This window comes from Sphingobacterium sp. KH_072, assembly GCF_057837975.1.
In genome coordinates this window covers 1,050,294-1,065,397 of the sequence record NZ_CM174457.1, presented here as the reverse complement: position 1 = coordinate 1,065,397, position 15,104 = coordinate 1,050,294, and the positions used below count along the sequence as shown (strand labels likewise).

The window sequence follows — 15,104 nt, the reverse complement described above, 5'->3', positions numbered from 1 at the left end:
GCTCATTGATTCTGGTATTCACAATTATGAAAAAAACAGCATTCCTTCTTTTCTGCTATGCCCTAGTCTGCAGCATCACTTCCTTTGCTAATGCACAAGTAGAACGCCCCAAACTCGTCGTTGGCCTTATGGTCGATCAGATGCGATGGGATTACCTATATCGCTTTGCCGATCGTTATGGAGATGATGGATTTAAGAGATTATTAAAACAAGGATTTTCCTGTGAAAATACGTTGATCAATTACGTGCCTACCTTTACTGCGATCGGGCACAGTTCGGTATACACCGGATCGGTCCCTTCCATTCATGGCATTGCGGGCAATGATTGGATTGAGCAAGCTACTGGCCAACCGATGTATTGCACGCAAGATGATTTGGTGAAAGGATTAGGCACAGACGGAAGCGAAGGCAGGCAATCGCCACGAAACCTTTTGGCTTCGACCGTGACGGATGAATTACGCTTGGCGAGTAACTTCCGATCAAAAGTGGTCGGAATCTCGATCAAAGATCGTGGCGGCATCTTGCCTGCCGGACATCTTGCCAATGCCGCTTATTGGTTTGATAGCAAATCGGGCAATTGGATTTCCAGCACCTTTTACATGGATGCATTACCAAATTGGGTCAATAAATTCAACGGACAGGATTTGGCCACAAAGTATATCAAGCAGGACTGGAATACCTTGTACCCTGTCGATACGTATGTGAATAGTATTGCAGACGACAACATCTATGAAGGTACTTGGCCAGGCGAAGAAAAACCTGTATTCCCAAGAAAAACCTCTGAATTAGTCAAAGACGCTGGTCTTGAGTTGATTAAAACGATGCCACAGGGCAATACATTTACGTTAGATTTTGCGAAAGAGGCGATTAAGAATGAGCAATTGGGTAATAACCCTGATGCACAAACGGATTTCCTTTGTGTGAGTTTGTCGGCGACAGATTACATTGGCCATCGCTATTCCTTATCTTCTGTAGAGATTGAAGATACTTACCTCAGACTAGATCAGGACATCGCAGAGTTTTTAAAACATTTGGATGAAACGGTAGGCGAAGGCAATTATACCTTTTTCCTAACGGCGGATCATGCCGTATCGTACAACCCCTTGTATTATACTGATCAAAAAGGAAGTGGTGGATATTTATTCGCTCGCCAAATCCAGCGCAAGCTGAATAGCGAGCTGAAAGAAGAAACTGGTGTGGATAATTTGGTAATTAGCTTGACCAATTATCAGGTGCATCTGAACAACACCTTGATCGATTCACTGCAGTTTGATTCACAGGCGATCAGAAACCGCATCATCAAGACTTTGAACAAGGAAGAGGGCATTGCTTATGTGATTGATCTGGAAGGCAACCAAAATATGTTGCTCCCTGCGCCGCTGCGCGAGAAAGTCATCAACGGATACAACCGCAAAAGAAGTGGATCTATACAAATTGTAGTCGAGCCGCAATGGTATGCAGGCACACCGCGTTCGCCGGGCACGACGCACGGCGTGTGGTCGCCGTATGATTCGCATATTCCGCTGATCTTTATGGGCTGGGGAATTCCGCAAGGAAAAAGCAACCGACCGGTAGAAATCATCGACATCGCTCCAACCATTTCATCATTGCTCCATATTATGGAACCCAATGGTAGCATTGGCAAGCCGATTACCGAAGTATTAACTCATTAGCATAAAGAAAGCCTCCATCGAAAACGATGGAGGCTTCACACATGTAATATTCAAACACAATCGACCAATTATATTTTACCGTTAGGGCATCAATACGTGATCTATCACGTGAATCACACCATTAGATTGGTGCACATCAGAGATCGTAATTTTTGCGTCGCCGCCTTTGCTATCTTTGATGTACAAGTCTTTACCTTTTTTCCATACGGTCAGTTTCTCTCCTTGTACCGTGGTCAATGCAGCTTTACCATCTTTATCCAACATTTCCCAAATAGCTTTGCCATCTAAATTTCCAGCAACGACATGGTATGTCAAGATATTGGTCAATGTTGCCTTGTTTTCTGGCTTCACTAAGTTTTCTACCGTACCCGCTGGAAGCATGTTAAATGCCGCATTCGTTGGTGCAAAAACGGTGAAAGGACCTTTACCTGATAATGTTTCTACTAATCCAGCTGCTTTTACTGCTGCCACCAAAGTGGTATGATCTTTAGAATTTACCGCATTTTCTATGATATTTTTAGAAGGATACATCGGAGCTCCACCTACAGTTACTGTTTTTTCTTTTTGCTGTGCCTGTACATCTGTTGCTTGGTGTGTAAGTGCTAGGGCTAATAACGCTGCACTAAATAATGTTGCTTTTTTCATGGTATGATGATTAAGTATAAATTTTAAACCTCTTTCTCTCATCTACGACAACTTGTGGAACTTGGATGTAAAAAGGTTCACTTTTTTTATTTTTTCTGGGCAACCGCCTTAGCATCAGGCTCAAAATCTAAACTAATAGAATTCATGCAATAGCGTTTTCCTGTTGGTTCGGGTCCATCATCGAAGATATGACCTAAGTGCGATTCGCATCGACCACATTGTACTTCTGTACGATCCATGCCATGCGATAGATCCTGCAAATAAATAACGGATTTCTTGCGCACCGGCTCGTAAAAAGATGGCCAGCCACAGGTAGAAGCAAATTTGGCGTCAGCTCGAAACAGTTGATTGCCACATACGGCGCAATAATACGTACCTGGCGCATCCAGATCCGTGTACTTGCCAGTAAAAGCGCGTTCTGTAGCGCCTTCGCGCGCTACGGCGTACAGATCCGGTGGAAGGATCTTTTTCCATTCGGCATTCGACACCTTAATTTTCTTTATATCAGTACGACTGTAGTATGGATTATTCTCCGACTGCGCCTGTACCTGTACCGTCCCAGTCATAAAAAACACAGCCAGCAGCAGCAATACAGCCGCCACCGAATTTAAATTACTTACTCTCATATCTTTTCCTTTTTTATCTATCATATACGTACCATCGTTGGATAAGGTTTTGCTGCATTGGTTTATTCCGAAAGAAAATTCTGCGATCCCTTGACTTTTAATAAGTAATGCATACATTTGAGACAAATACAATTTGATTGAGCCCCATTACACATCTTTCCGAAGAAACGCTAATCAGTTTGCTCCAAAAAAGAGATCGCCGAGCATTCAACTATCTTTATGATAGTTACTCTGGCGCGTTGTATGGTGTGGTGATTCGGATCGTCTTGCACAAGAATTATGCGGATGAGGTGATTCAAAATGTATTCGTAAAAATATGGAATCACATCGAGCAATTCGATGAACAAAAAGGGCGTGTTTACACCTGGATGCTGAATATTGCCCGCAATGCGGCGATTGATTATATCAAATCTAAGGGAGTAAAGAACGAACAAAAAAACCAATCGCTTCCCGATGTCGTAAATAGGTCTGAGAGTTCGAATTATGCTGTGACAGAACCTCAAGAAAAAACGGATCTGATTGGACTTCAAGATGTGATCACAAATTGAAGCCAGAATGGAGAAAGCTCATTGATTTGGCTTACTACCAAGGGTATACCCAAAAGGAAATCGCTGAAGAGTTAGATTTGCCTATCGGAACCGTGAAGACTCGGGTGCGAGCAGCACTGTTACAGCTAAAAGTAGTATTGAATGAATATCAATAATAGCAGTGGACATTAAAGAATACATATCGTCAGGAATCATAGAATCGTACGTTCTAGGTATCGCTACCGAAGAGGAAGTGAGCATACTGGATTGTGTGCGCAACAAACATCCTGAAGTAGAAGCGGCTATCCGGGAAGTAGAGATCTTATTTGAAGATACTGCGTTTCTACAAGCGGCTGCACCGCCTGCCGAATTACGGGAGACGATATGGGCTAGCATCGAGCAGCAAGAAAATAATAATCCAACCCAAGATTCTTTAGATACAGAAGAAATCGCAGCAGTACCTGCCGTGACGAGCGCTGAACCAAATCGCCGCGTGATACAATTAAGTCCGTGGGCTATTGCCGCTACTGCTCTATTAGTTTGCAGTGTAGGATACAATGCCTATCTATACCAGCAACGTACCGCGACGGATGCAGCGATGGCACAAATAGAAACCAAAAACAAATCCTCTGAACTACTATTAGCAGATGCATACAACAGTTTAGATATTTTGCAAAATCCTGCTGTAAGTATGATTTCCTTGGCTGGCGTGGAAACTAATCCGCAATTGAGTGCTGTCGTACTTTGGAATAAAGCAGAGAGTAAGGTGTACTTGATGGCCGACAAATTGCCAAATGCGCCCGAAGGCAAGCAATACCAACTGTGGGCTTTGCTAGATGGCCAACCGATCGATGCTGGTGTTGTTCCTTTAGAAAAAGGCGACTTGATGCATGCGATGAAATCCATCTCCAATGCCCAAGCATTTGCGATCACATTAGAAGATAAAGGTGGTAGCCCATCCCCTAATCTTGCTGAATTGCGTGTGATCGGGCAAATCTAATTTCTTTTCTTAAGTGGTAATTCAATACTCTATTCGGCCAGAATAGGAGTTTATCATCTTGTATTACCGTTTGGCGCTGAATACAGCTATCTTAATATTTGCCCGAACTATCATATTCATTTTGTAATGTAGATTGCTGCCTCAATAAACAGCAAAAAGGTCTGTTTCGATATGAAACAGACCTTACACTTACATCCCCCTCCCAATAATCTAAAACCTATATACTTTATACGCTTATGCTTGAATAAAAAGCGAAGCGATATCTAATACAGCTGGTGCTGTTAATGGTTCGTCAAAAGACTGTGTAGCAATAGCTGGCGTGAATCGACCGCTTACTCCGGTCAATGTGGTAATATTCACACCACCTTGTTCCAAATTATCTTCCCCAGCGTATACCGGATCTACTGCCGCTCCGATTCCAGAATCGTTAGCTCCTGTAATCCATGGTTTTTGGTTTGCTGCTGCACCACCACGCGCTCTACGCATAGATCTCACATGTGCTGCTTGGCGCGCTTCCACAGAGTGAATCTGCAAAGCAGCTGTCAATACCACGCGATTGCCTTTCAGAATACCAGCTTGGCCTTTATAAGCACGTACGCCTGTGTCTTCAAAAGCTTGCGCCAGTGCTAAAAACGTATCATAATCACTGAATACATTTGCAAAAGCACCACCAGCTGTAAAGTCAAAGGTTGGCTTCGCCACGGCATTCGATCCTAACACACCCTTAAGAAATTCTACGTGTGCCACTTCGTGATCACGAATAGTAATAATTGCTTGGCTCGGAGCACCCGATGGAATCAAACCACCGGTGTTTGACCCGATAGTATAATATTCCGCCTCTAGATATTCCAGCGTAAGTGCATAGTTCAATACACCATTCACATCAGTCGGTGCAGATTGTCCGTATGCTTTATTAAATAAAGCGGTAACGGCTAAAGGTAGTGCTGCCAATGACACTTTTTGTCCAAGATTGAACATATTGCGAATCGCCTGACGACGTGGGCTGATTCGTTCGTTGAACTCAGGATCTACCTGAGAAATAGACTCAAAAATATTTTGTAAATTCATGACGTTCTGTGTGTAGTTAGAAATTAATAAGTTGGTAAATCGCGAACATCTACTTTCGATTTGATGAACGGTGCTGCAGCTTGCAACACTTTGGTCGGGCTATTGGAAACATCCAAACCATTGCTATCAATCACTTCGCTATTCGCAAATGATCCATTGCTAATCAAATCGCGGATTACCGCAGCGTGACGTGCTTCTACAGATACGATCTTACCGGCCAATAACAGGTACTGCTCATCTTTGATTAACCAGCCCGCACCATTATATGCAGATACCCCTAAATCTTCGAAAACCTTAGCCGTACCTAATACGCTATCTCTACTTGAGAAGTTTACCGCAGAGAAATCAAATTCTAAGGAATTAATCGCTCCTCTACCCAAGGCAGCTTTAAAAAATTCGCGATGTGCTACCTCATGGTCGCGTACATCGGTAAGCAATTGCTTTTCTAGATCAGACATTCCAGAGTAAGGTTTGTTGGCCACCTCGATATAGAATGCCGCTTCCAATTGCTCTAAGGCATAAGCGTAGTTCAGTATAGCGATATCACCGCTACCGAAATACAAGCCGTTGCCATTCATATCATCTGGGCCATCATCTTTAGCACAACTAGCAAAATTTAGTAAGGCAACACCAGCGAGACCACCACCAGCTAGTTTCAAAAAATTTCTTCTCTGAAGCCCTTTGCTTGTATGATCGGATTCCTCCGCATACAATTGGTCTTTTAATGCGTTCGTTTCTTTCATGACAATATATTTTAGTTTTAATATGATAGTTTTATGACATCTACGATTAAACCCCCTAACTTGGATTTTCACATTGGTGATTATTTCTTACAATCTGCCTTGGCAGTATCAAAAAGGCAGTATTTATTTTTAAAAAAGATAGTATTGCTGAACTTAGCATATAGCATTTGGAGGAATTAGTCGTGCAGCAATGCAAACTAAAATTTGGTATTAATGGTTAAACATGTATTAATTTGTACAGATAAAAAGAGATAAACATGATAGCAACAAAAGGTTATGCCGCACTTAAAGCGGGAGAGAAATTAGTAGCTTGGGATTTTGAGCGCAGAGATTTGAGTCCGAATGACGTACAGTTCGATATTTTATACTGTGGCGTATGCCATTCTGATCTACATCAAATACGCGACGACTGGTTCAAAGGCTTATACCCGATGGTACCCGGACATGAAATTGTAGGGCGCGTTGCTAAAGTAGGCGATCAAGTGAGCAAATTCAAAGTGGGTGACTTAGTGGGTACGGGTTGTATGGTGGACTCGTGTGGTAAATGTGAAAGTTGCGAAGACGGCGAAGAACAATACTGTGCCAAAGGAAACATACAAACCTACAACAGTGTTAACAAATACACCGATGGAATGCCTACGTACGGTGGTTATTCTAAAACCATCGTTGTCAAAGAAGAATTTGTATTGCGTGTTCCAGAAAACTTACCTGTAGAGGCCACAGCACCATTATTGTGTGCAGGTATTACCACGTATTCCCCACTTCGCCATTGGAAAGTAGGAAAAGGAACAAAGCTAGCCGTTCTTGGTCTTGGTGGCTTAGGCCACATGGCTGTCAAGTTTGGTGTTGCTTTTGGCGCTGAGGTAACGGTATTGAGTACTTCTGAAGGCAAACGGGAAGATGCGAAGCGTTTGGGTGCACACCACTTTATCGTAACCACCGATGAGCAACAGTTCAAGGCCGCAAGAAGATCTTTTGATTTTATTTTAGACACCGTAAGTGCCGAGCACGACATTGCAGCTTATATGTCCTTACTCAAAACAAATGGCACACATATCTGCGTCGGTGTACCTTCCAAACCAGCACAAATTCCGCCATTCTCCTTAATTGGAGGAAGAAATAGTCTTAGCGGATCTTCGATTGGCGGCATCGCCGAAACACAAGAGATGCTTGACTTTTGTGGTGAACATAATATTGTTTCTGATGTAGAAGTGATCGATATCGATTATATCGATCAAGCGTACGAGCGAATGGAAAAAAATGACGTCAAGTATCGCTTTGTAATCGACTTGGCAACATTGTAAGGCACTTATTAGTGCATAATTTTTAATAATAAATTATATTCATGTCATTATTATTTAGCCCAATAACGATAAAATCCATCACACTAAAAAACCGAATCGTGACCTCTCCGATGTGTATGTATTCGTCTGAAGATGGATTTGCGACAGATTTGCACTTGGTACATTATGGTACGCGGGCGATGGGCGGCGCTGGCACGGTGATGTTAGAGGCTTCTGCCGTACGCGCGGATGGACGCATATCCGTCGGCGACCTTGGCATTTATAAAGACGGCCACGTAGAAGGCCTTTCTCGTATTGCCAAATTCATCAAAGACCATGGCGCAGTTCCTGCGATCCAACTGGCGCATGCTGGCCGCAAAGGAAGTACTTGGGTAGCTGGTGATCAGAGCAAAACCCTGCACACCGAAGAAGAGGGCGGCTGGACTCTCTTGGCGCCTTCGGCGATTGCATTTTCGGCGCACATGCCTACGCCTAGAGAAATGACGATCGAAGACATCCAGCAGTTACAGGAAGATTTTAAAGCCGCGGCAAAAAGAGCATTGCAAGCAGGATTTGAATGGATAGAAATACATAGCGCTCACGGATATTTGATCAATGAATTTCTATCTCCTCTGTCCAACAAGCGGAACGATTCTTATGGCGGAAGTATAGAAAATCGCGCCAAGTTTCTCCTTGATATTATCGCATCTGTACAAGAAGAATGGCCAGCCGATCTTCCGATATCTGTACGTATTTCTGCTACGGATTGGTCGGATGAGGGATGGACTATCGAAGATTCTAAATGGTTGACCGGAAAACTGGTTGAGGCAGGTGTGGATATTATTGATGTATCTAGTGGTGGAGTTGTTGGAGGCGTTCAAATCCCAGTCGGCCCCAGCTATCAAGTACCGTTGGCAAGTGCCTTAAAGCAGTTACTTGGTCACAGTGCGGTCGTCAGCGCGGTCGGTATGATTACCAATGCCCAGCAAGCGGAAACGATTTTAGTGAATGGCGATGCTGATCTTGTCTTCTTTGCGAGAGAGTTGTTGAGAAATCCTTACTTCCCATTAGCAGCTGCTGCAGAGTTGGGAGAAAAAGTAAATCCACCGGTACAGTACACGCGCGCGTATATCTAATTACCTCGGGAACTTACGTCTGAAAACACGTTTCCGGCCCGAGATTATACGCAATCCCTCGCAGGATAAAAACTAATAAGAGGTAAGATTGTCCTTATAGAAATACACGTTAAACAATTGAAATATATGCAAGAGTCAACGAGAGAGCCATTAGACATTTTACACGATTTGGTAGAGATCAATAATGATCGTATCGAAGGTTATAGCAAAGCGATCGAATTGCTACCTGGAGGTCAGCATACCGATCTACGCACTATATTTGAAAAATACAGGGATCAATCGTCCGATTTCAAAGCAGAGATTGCGCCGCTAGTATTGCAAATCGGGCAAGAATTAACTGGGCATACACGACTTAGCGGAAAAATATTCCGCGCTTGGATGACTCTAAAAACTGCCCTTACTTCTGCAGATCGCGCGAATATATTGGAGTTAGCAGCGCGTGGCGAAGATGAATTCATCAACGTCTACACCAACTTCATTGAAAATGAAATTGGCGTAGACAATCCCATTTACGAAATGCTATTGCGCCAAAGTCAGGAGCAGCGTGCTGCCTACGATCATATCAAAATGCTGCACGACAATGCACGTGTAAACGCGTGATCGTATAGCAGCTATTCTGCAAGACTGTGATCATTGGCAACTGATCAGATTCTTATACACTTTACCCCCATACTATCGGCCTAATAGGTGATTATTAGGCCGATTCATATTTTCGAATATTTCTCAATTCCCTATACTCACATAAATCAATCTCCGCTTGCTAGTTAGGAAATTTACCAGAAATTCCGTACCTTTGTCCTAACACCTCAGGATAGTCCAGCTAGACTAGCTAGGACACGGGATTAGTCAGCATCATCATAATGTTGACGATTTCATTATTGTTTCACTTAAATCCATATATGTCAAGAAATCAGCTCACATTCAAAAAGAAAGAACGCGCTAAAAAGCAACAACTAAAGAAAAAAGAAAAGTTGGAGAAGCGAGAGTACAATAAATCGAACAACAACAAAGGAAAAGAACTAGAAGAAATGTTTGCCTATGTTGATGAGTTTGGTAATATCTCCAATACTCCGCCAGAGACGACGTACAAATTCAAAGAAGAGGATTTGCAACGCCCTGCTGACCCTACAGAAGTTGAACACTTCGGTAAAGTTTCTTATTTCAATGATGCCGGAAGATACGGTTTCATTCGTGACAACGAAACGAGTGAAACAATTTATTTTAACGATCGCCTAGCTGGCATCGATCTAAAGATCGGTGACAAGGTGAAGTTTAAATACGCGCGAAGCAAACAAGGTAATCAAATCACCGAAGTCGAGCTACAGAGTTAACCCTTCGCTGGTTACTCATCAGATGCACTAACATGCATTTGCTATATAAATTTAAAAGCCCCGATAAGTAATATACTTATCGGGGCTTTTCTCGTAGGAGATTGTAATTATTTACCTTCTTCTATCTGGAATCCGATCAACTTCTGAATACTTTTCAGCACGCTGCGTTCCTCTTGACTACAAAACGATAGTGCGATCCCACCTTTACCGGCACGGCCCGTACGACCAATACGGTGTACATAAGTTTCCGAATCGGCAGGCAAATCGTAATTAATCACGTATGGCAATTCATGAATATCGATACCTCGCGCTGCAATATCCGTTGCAATTAAGATGTTAATCTTACCCGCTTTAAAATCTCCTAACGCTTTCTGGCGCGCATTTTGGGATTTATTACCATGTATCGCTGCCACAGTAATACCATGCTTGGACAATTTCTTTACCAAACGATCGGCACCATGCTTCGTGCGTGTGAACACTAAAGATTGCGTAATATTTTTTCTCTTTACTAATCGCAATAGAAAATCTACCTTATCGGTCTTTTCTACAAAGTAGATGGCTTGCTTTACGGTCTCTGCTGTGGAAGAAACGGGAGATACAGAAATCTCTTTCGGCTGCTGTAAGATCGTACTAGCAAACGTGCGAATAGCAGAAGGCATGGTAGCGGATAAAAACAAGGTCTGCCGCTTGGCTGGCACCTGCTTCAAAACACGTTTGATATCGTGGATAAAACCCATATCTAACATACTATCTGCCTCATCTAGTACCAAGTATTGTACTTGGTTTAATTTTACCAAACCTTGGTTCATCAAATCTAAAAGACGGCCTGGTGTAGCCACAACGATATCGACGCCACGTTTGATAGCATCGACTTGCTTGGACTGAGAAACGCCACCAAAAATCACCGTATGTTTCAACTTAGTAAACTTGCTAAACGTAGCAAAGCTTTCTCCGATTTGTATACTTAACTCACGCGTCGGAGCTAATACCAAGGCTTTTATGCCATTGTGATTCGTGGACGTAACTTGGCTAAGCAATTGGACGATCGGAATAGCAAATGCAGCTGTCTTCCCGGTTCCGGTCTGCGCACAACCAATTAAATCATTACCTGCTAGGATTACTGGAATCGCCTGCTCTTGTATGGCAGTAGCTTGCGCATAATTCACCTCTTTCAAGGCTTTTTTTATAGGATCAATTAATCCTAATTCATCAAATGTCATTTATTTCTGTGGTTGAACGTTGAACCCGTCCTTGCCAGTCGTGGCGAAAGACAGGACATCAAATTATGTAAACTCAGATGTATGGCTGCATATGAAGTATCAACTGACTATAGCAAATACAAAGCATAGGTAGAGCCTCAATCGACCACAAAAGTAGGTATATAAATGTTGATTATACAATATTAATCTACACTCGTCAACGTAGCGATCATTTCATGTGTTTTCTGCTTGATTTCATCTGGAAAATCCGACAAAGCATCATCTTTCAGTGCATACAAACCCTGCTCTTCGTACATATCTGGCTTATAGAAGCAAGATTTAACGGATTTCGCCTTCCCATCAGATCCATTAAAATAGGATTCAAATTCGGATTCAATCGTCTCTATTAATTTTTCGAGCTGCTCTTTGGTAATAGTATGTGTATTCATACTCTATATACAATCAAACACATCAAGTGGTTTTCATCATCAGCGCTTTAACGCGATCTGACTTGCATTCGAATTGCAAATTCAGTTTATTGTTCTACCTTTATAAACTATCTATAGGTATGGCAGTAAACCATGTTCTCTGTGAGAACGAACCAATCCACTTAGTAGGAAGGATTCAACACTTTGGGAAACTTATCATTCAGAACGGAGAACAGTACATCGTTGGTCTGAGTGAAAATTGGAATTCAAATTTTCCAGATATAGACGTCAATAGCTACCTCGGTAAGCCGATGGATCATTTTGTAGCGCACTTCCCTGAGGCTGTGCGAGAATCATTAAGATCATTTATCAGTGATATAGCATCAGATTCTACCGACCGACACGTCATGCAAATGCCGCTGGCAAAACAAGATCATATCGTAAAAGCCTACCGTGTAAATCAAGATTTGCACATCGAGTTTGAGGAGGTCGGCGATGTGAATGCGCATACTTTACAGCTATCATCATTCTCTAAAAAAATCAACCAAGCGGGAGATCGTGTATGGGCTGCCCTATGCGAAAATATTCGATCCATTATCGGTTACGATCGCGTGATGATCTACCAATTTTTGGAAGATAATAGTGGCCAAGTGATCGCCGAGAATAAGCGAAGCGACATCCCCTCCTATTTTGGCTTTCGATTTCCGGAATTTGACATTCCTAAACAGGCACGTGCACTGTATCTCCAAAATCATGTTAGACAAACGTCTGATATTGACGCGCAAACCTATGCGGTGTTATCCAATCAGTCACTACCATTTGATTTAAGCACGTGTAATTTACGTGCGCTCTCACCCATACATCTGCAATATCTAAAGAATGCAGGCGCACAAGCCAGCATGAGCTTTTCTATTATCGTGCAAGATAAATTATGGGGATTAGTCGCTTGTCAACATAGCCGACCTATTCATGTCGATTATCCAAAGCGCACAATCGGATTATTTTTAACCGAGTTTGCGGTTAATAAGCATCTCACCATGTCTCGCGAACGCGATTTAGAATCCGATCGAAAAATTGCCTCCTTAGAATTGAAACTCAAAGAGGGCATGCTAATTAAGAGTGATGTACTGACTGGATTGCGATCATCTTTACCCGAATTGGCCAACCTTATCGATGCAGATGCCATTGTCGTGGTCAACAAAGATGAATTATTGGTTTACAACACCGCTTTAAATAATAACCAGATTCTGGAGCTGCATCAATTGGTTTCTGGCACCACAGATAAGCTGGTATTCGAAGATCATTGCTTTGCAATCAATTATCGGGAACAACTGCCATTCGACCTGCCATTTGCCGGCCTTTTGCGGGTAGATATTGATCTTAGTCGTTCATTTAGCATCTACGCCTTGCGTAATGAGGTCGTCACAGAAGAAGAATGGGCTGGAAATCCAGAAAAAATAATGGAGTACGATGCCCAGGAGAATTTATTCAAACCTTCTCCTCGCCAATCTTTTGCTGCTTGGAAAAAGCAGATTCATAATACAGCACCGCAGTGGAGCAGTGAGCAAGTTTCTGCGCTAAAACGAATCCGACAGATTGTGCGAGAAAGTATCCTACGCAAATCCGAAGAGATCAACGGTCTTAACCAAGAACTCATACAACTCAACAATGCCTTGGACACGTATTCTTATACGGTCACCCATGATCTGCGCAATCCATTATCTTCTATCAAATTAACAGGTCAGTTTCTGCAAAAGAAATTGGGTAAAGAGAGTGATCTGGTGGCACGAGGTGCAAGCAATATATTGGATTCGGTGACTGTGATGGAGAATCTCATGGAAAAAATTCTAGAGTTTTCCCGTGCCAAGGTGTATCAATACGAGCCAGAATGGGTAGACGTGTCTACGTCTATTCGCAAAATCATCCAAGAAAATACGGAGCGCTACGCGAACGATAATATACATATCGAGGTCAAGAATTTACTACCACTTTATGGGGAGAAAACCTTGTTTCACCAAATCTTTGCGAATATTATCGGTAACGCCATCAAATATAGCAGCAAGACAGAGCAAGCTCATGTTTGCATTGAAAGTCATATCCGCAACAACACGGTTTATTATAGTGTGTCAGATAATGGAATTGGGATCGATGCAGAGGAACTAGTAAATATCTACGATGTATTTAAGCGTATGTCCAATTCTGGTGGTTTTGAAGGCACCGGCGTCGGCATGGCGATTGTAAAACGCATTGTCGAACGCCTACAGGCCAGCATTGAGGTAGAAAGTGAACTTCGAAAAGGCACGACGGTACATTTGGTATTTCCTAATGCCGATATACCGATCGAAATGTTGCCCCCAAGTATACAGGCTGGTTAACATCCCAGCCTGATTTTCAAACCCTCGCTCAAAAATCTTCGTCGGGCAGAATCTCTGCCACTCGGCCAATGCTCCCATCTTCCAAGCGCACTTTGATGCCGCGGCTATGATATGGGGCTGATGTGAGCAAATCTTTGACGACACCTTCCGTTAGTGCACCACTGCGTTGATCTTTCTTCAAGATAATATTGACCAACGTCCCTCTTTTTATATCTGCTCTCGTTTTACCGTCCATCGTGCTTGTTTTTTCCAAAATTACGAAAACTTAAAGTGAGCCACAGCAGTATAAATTGAATTTTCAATGATTATCTTCGCAAGATGGATCTCACACCAGAAGAATTACAAGAAGTACTCACAGGTAAAGACTATCCGAATGAAATTCGGCTCAATCCAGCTGCCGTGGTCACCAATGCTCCTCAATTTTTAGCGATACAATTCCTCATGGTTGCAAAGCACAAAGGCGATCTACAACGTTGTGCGGCGTGGCAAAGGCTAAGCGAGTTCTATGCGGCCACTACCGAAAATAATTAACAGCGCCTTGCTGCTCGGCAAATGCCAAAAGGATTGTATAACTTTAGGATCATACGACGAATTACAATTTTTGTTCAATTATGGCAACAACAGAAAACACTTATTACGAAGGACAAGTCCTTTGGGCGCAGATCGACGCCAATAGACATTTAAGACATTCTGCTTATGCAGATTTCTGCGCTCAGGCACGTTCCAACATGCTCAAAAGCATTGGGCTTTCGCTCACAGACTTTGCCAAAAATCAGATTGGCCCCATACTTTTCCGCGAAGAATTGATCTACTATAAAGAGATCCACTTAGACGAATACATCCGAGTAGAGGTCGAGATGAATAAATACAACACCGTCAATTCGCGCTTCTCCTTTCGCCATACAATCTACAAAGAGAATGGGGTGAAAGCGGCCGAAGTAAACGTAGATGGTGCTTGGCTCGATCTCAAAACAAGAAAATTAGTAGCAGTGCCAACCGATTGGCAATCTTACCTCGACCGAATTCCGACCTCCGAAGATTACGTGCAGATCGACGAATAAGCGATTATA

18 protein-coding genes are annotated in these 15,104 nt (G+C 42.7%); 11 read left to right on the top strand and 7 right to left on the bottom strand.

The window, feature by feature from the left end; all coding sequences use genetic code 11:
- Positions 1-26 precede the first annotated feature (26 nt).
- Positions 27-1,673 carry an alkaline phosphatase PafA gene (gene pafA, locus AC3IRT_RS05050; RefSeq protein ID WP_489395345.1) on the top strand — a complete coding sequence of 549 codons (1,647 nt, stop codon included), beginning with the start codon at positions 27-29 and terminating at the stop codon, positions 1,671-1,673.
- Between the two features lie 81 nt (positions 1,674-1,754).
- Here the strand turns inward: pafA and AC3IRT_RS05045 are convergent, their stop codons facing one another.
- Together AC3IRT_RS05045 and msrB are read right to left on the bottom strand one after the other, a co-directional pair.
- Positions 1,755-2,318, bottom strand: a complete 564-nt coding sequence (locus AC3IRT_RS05045; protein WP_489395344.1) for a fasciclin domain-containing protein — start codon at positions 2,316-2,318, stop codon at positions 1,755-1,757.
- Positions 2,319-2,404: 86 nt separating this feature from the next.
- Positions 2,405-2,944, bottom strand: coding sequence for a peptide-methionine (R)-S-oxide reductase MsrB (gene msrB, locus AC3IRT_RS05040; protein ID WP_489395343.1), 540 nt, complete (start codon positions 2,942-2,944; stop codon positions 2,405-2,407).
- Positions 2,945-3,081: 137 nt separating this feature from the next.
- Here msrB and AC3IRT_RS05035 point away from each other — a divergent pair, with 137 nt between their 5' ends.
- From AC3IRT_RS05035 to AC3IRT_RS05025, 3 genes are read left to right on the top strand one after another with little or no spacing between them, the layout of a single operon-like run.
- Complete coding sequence (locus AC3IRT_RS05035; protein WP_489395342.1) at positions 3,082-3,492, top strand: RNA polymerase sigma factor; 411 nt, start codon at positions 3,082-3,084, stop codon at positions 3,490-3,492.
- Complete coding sequence (locus tag AC3IRT_RS05030; protein WP_489395341.1) at positions 3,489-3,647, top strand: sigma factor-like helix-turn-helix DNA-binding protein; 159 nt, start codon at positions 3,489-3,491, stop codon at positions 3,645-3,647. Before AC3IRT_RS05035 ends, AC3IRT_RS05030 begins: the two co-directional genes overlap by 4 nt.
- Positions 3,648-3,652: 5 nt before the next feature.
- Complete coding sequence (locus AC3IRT_RS05025; RefSeq protein WP_489395340.1) at positions 3,653-4,471, top strand: anti-sigma factor; 819 nt, start codon at positions 3,653-3,655, stop codon at positions 4,469-4,471.
- A 234-nt stretch (positions 4,472-4,705) separates the two neighbouring features.
- On the opposite strand, the gene AC3IRT_RS05020 is transcribed toward AC3IRT_RS05025, so the two are convergent.
- Complete coding sequence (locus tag AC3IRT_RS05020) at positions 4,706-5,539, bottom strand: ferritin-like domain-containing protein (protein WP_489395339.1); 834 nt, start codon at positions 5,537-5,539, stop codon at positions 4,706-4,708.
- A 23-nt stretch (positions 5,540-5,562) separates the two neighbouring features.
- Positions 5,563-6,282: a ferritin-like domain-containing protein gene (locus tag AC3IRT_RS05015; RefSeq protein ID WP_489395338.1), complete on the bottom strand. Its 720-nt coding sequence runs from the start codon at positions 6,280-6,282 to the stop codon at positions 5,563-5,565.
- Positions 6,283-6,539: 257 nt separating this feature from the next.
- On the opposite strand from AC3IRT_RS05015, the gene AC3IRT_RS05010 reads away from it, so the two are divergent.
- The 4 genes from AC3IRT_RS05010 (at position 6,540) to AC3IRT_RS04995 (ending at position 10,032) form a co-directional block, all read left to right on the top strand.
- Entirely contained in the window at positions 6,540-7,586 is a 1,047-nt protein-coding gene (locus AC3IRT_RS05010) for an NAD(P)-dependent alcohol dehydrogenase (RefSeq protein ID WP_489395337.1), read from the top strand.
- Positions 7,587-7,627: 41 nt separating this feature from the next.
- The gene (locus AC3IRT_RS05005; protein WP_489395336.1) at positions 7,628-8,701 is read left to right on the top strand and encodes an NADH:flavin oxidoreductase/NADH oxidase; all 1,074 of its coding nucleotides are present in this window, start codon (positions 7,628-7,630) and stop codon (positions 8,699-8,701) included.
- Between the two features lie 126 nt (positions 8,702-8,827).
- Positions 8,828-9,301 carry a PA2169 family four-helix-bundle protein gene (locus tag AC3IRT_RS05000; protein ID WP_489395335.1) on the top strand — a complete coding sequence of 158 codons (474 nt, stop codon included), beginning with the start codon at positions 8,828-8,830 and terminating at the stop codon, positions 9,299-9,301.
- A 299-nt stretch (positions 9,302-9,600) separates the two neighbouring features.
- A complete protein-coding gene (locus tag AC3IRT_RS04995; protein ID WP_489395334.1) occupies positions 9,601-10,032 on the top strand; it encodes a cold-shock protein in 432 nt (143 codons plus the stop codon).
- Positions 10,033-10,139: 107 nt separating this feature from the next.
- On the opposite strand, the gene AC3IRT_RS04990 is transcribed toward AC3IRT_RS04995, so the two are convergent.
- Positions 10,140-11,252 carry a DEAD/DEAH box helicase gene (locus tag AC3IRT_RS04990; RefSeq protein ID WP_489395333.1) on the bottom strand — a complete coding sequence of 371 codons (1,113 nt, stop codon included), beginning with the start codon at positions 11,250-11,252 and terminating at the stop codon, positions 10,140-10,142.
- A 182-nt stretch (positions 11,253-11,434) separates the two neighbouring features.
- Complete coding sequence (locus tag AC3IRT_RS04985) at positions 11,435-11,680, bottom strand: hypothetical protein (RefSeq protein ID WP_489395332.1); 246 nt, start codon at positions 11,678-11,680, stop codon at positions 11,435-11,437.
- Positions 11,681-11,799: 119 nt separating this feature from the next.
- Here AC3IRT_RS04985 and AC3IRT_RS04980 point away from each other — a divergent pair, with 119 nt between their 5' ends.
- A complete protein-coding gene (locus AC3IRT_RS04980; protein WP_489395331.1) occupies positions 11,800-14,034 on the top strand; it encodes a GAF domain-containing sensor histidine kinase in 2,235 nt (744 codons plus the stop codon).
- A gap of 28 nt (positions 14,035-14,062) precedes the next feature.
- On the opposite strand, the gene AC3IRT_RS04975 is transcribed toward AC3IRT_RS04980, so the two are convergent.
- On the bottom strand, positions 14,063-14,269 hold the full coding sequence (locus AC3IRT_RS04975; protein WP_489395330.1) for a YwbE family protein: 207 nt from the start codon (positions 14,267-14,269) through the stop codon (positions 14,063-14,065).
- Positions 14,270-14,352: 83 nt separating this feature from the next.
- Between AC3IRT_RS04975 and AC3IRT_RS04970 the strand changes: the two genes are divergently transcribed.
- Positions 14,353-14,565, top strand: a complete 213-nt coding sequence (locus tag AC3IRT_RS04970) for a DUF6965 family protein (protein ID WP_489395329.1) — start codon at positions 14,353-14,355, stop codon at positions 14,563-14,565.
- A gap of 80 nt (positions 14,566-14,645) precedes the next feature.
- Positions 14,646-15,095, top strand: a complete 450-nt coding sequence (locus AC3IRT_RS04965) for an acyl-CoA thioesterase (protein ID WP_489395328.1) — start codon at positions 14,646-14,648, stop codon at positions 15,093-15,095.
- Positions 15,096-15,104: the final 9 nt, after the last annotated feature.

Coding starts and splice junctions, on each gene's coding strand:
- pafA (WP_489395345.1), top strand. CDS start 27: ATGAAAAAAACAGCATTCCTTCTTTTCTGCTATGCCCTAGTCTGCAGC.
- AC3IRT_RS05045 (WP_489395344.1), bottom strand. CDS start 2,318: ATGAAAAAAGCAACATTATTTAGTGCAGCGTTATTAGCCCTAGCACTT.
- msrB (WP_489395343.1), bottom strand. CDS start 2,944: ATGAGAGTAAGTAATTTAAATTCGGTGGCGGCTGTATTGCTGCTGCTG.
- AC3IRT_RS05020 (WP_489395339.1), bottom strand. CDS start 5,539: ATGAATTTACAAAATATTTTTGAGTCTATTTCTCAGGTAGATCCTGAG.
- AC3IRT_RS05015 (WP_489395338.1), bottom strand. CDS start 6,282: ATGAAAGAAACGAACGCATTAAAAGACCAATTGTATGCGGAGGAATCC.
- AC3IRT_RS05010 (WP_489395337.1), top strand. CDS start 6,540: ATGATAGCAACAAAAGGTTATGCCGCACTTAAAGCGGGAGAGAAATTA.
- AC3IRT_RS05005 (WP_489395336.1), top strand. CDS start 7,628: ATGTCATTATTATTTAGCCCAATAACGATAAAATCCATCACACTAAAA.
- AC3IRT_RS05000 (WP_489395335.1), top strand. CDS start 8,828: ATGCAAGAGTCAACGAGAGAGCCATTAGACATTTTACACGATTTGGTA.
- AC3IRT_RS04995 (WP_489395334.1), top strand. CDS start 9,601: ATGTCAAGAAATCAGCTCACATTCAAAAAGAAAGAACGCGCTAAAAAG.
- AC3IRT_RS04990 (WP_489395333.1), bottom strand. CDS start 11,252: ATGACATTTGATGAATTAGGATTAATTGATCCTATAAAAAAAGCCTTG.
- AC3IRT_RS04985 (WP_489395332.1), bottom strand. CDS start 11,680: ATGAATACACATACTATTACCAAAGAGCAGCTCGAAAAATTAATAGAG.
- AC3IRT_RS04980 (WP_489395331.1), top strand. CDS start 11,800: ATGGCAGTAAACCATGTTCTCTGTGAGAACGAACCAATCCACTTAGTA.
- AC3IRT_RS04975 (WP_489395330.1), bottom strand. CDS start 14,269: ATGGACGGTAAAACGAGAGCAGATATAAAAAGAGGGACGTTGGTCAAT.
- AC3IRT_RS04970 (WP_489395329.1), top strand. CDS start 14,353: ATGGATCTCACACCAGAAGAATTACAAGAAGTACTCACAGGTAAAGAC.
- AC3IRT_RS04965 (WP_489395328.1), top strand. CDS start 14,646: ATGGCAACAACAGAAAACACTTATTACGAAGGACAAGTCCTTTGGGCG.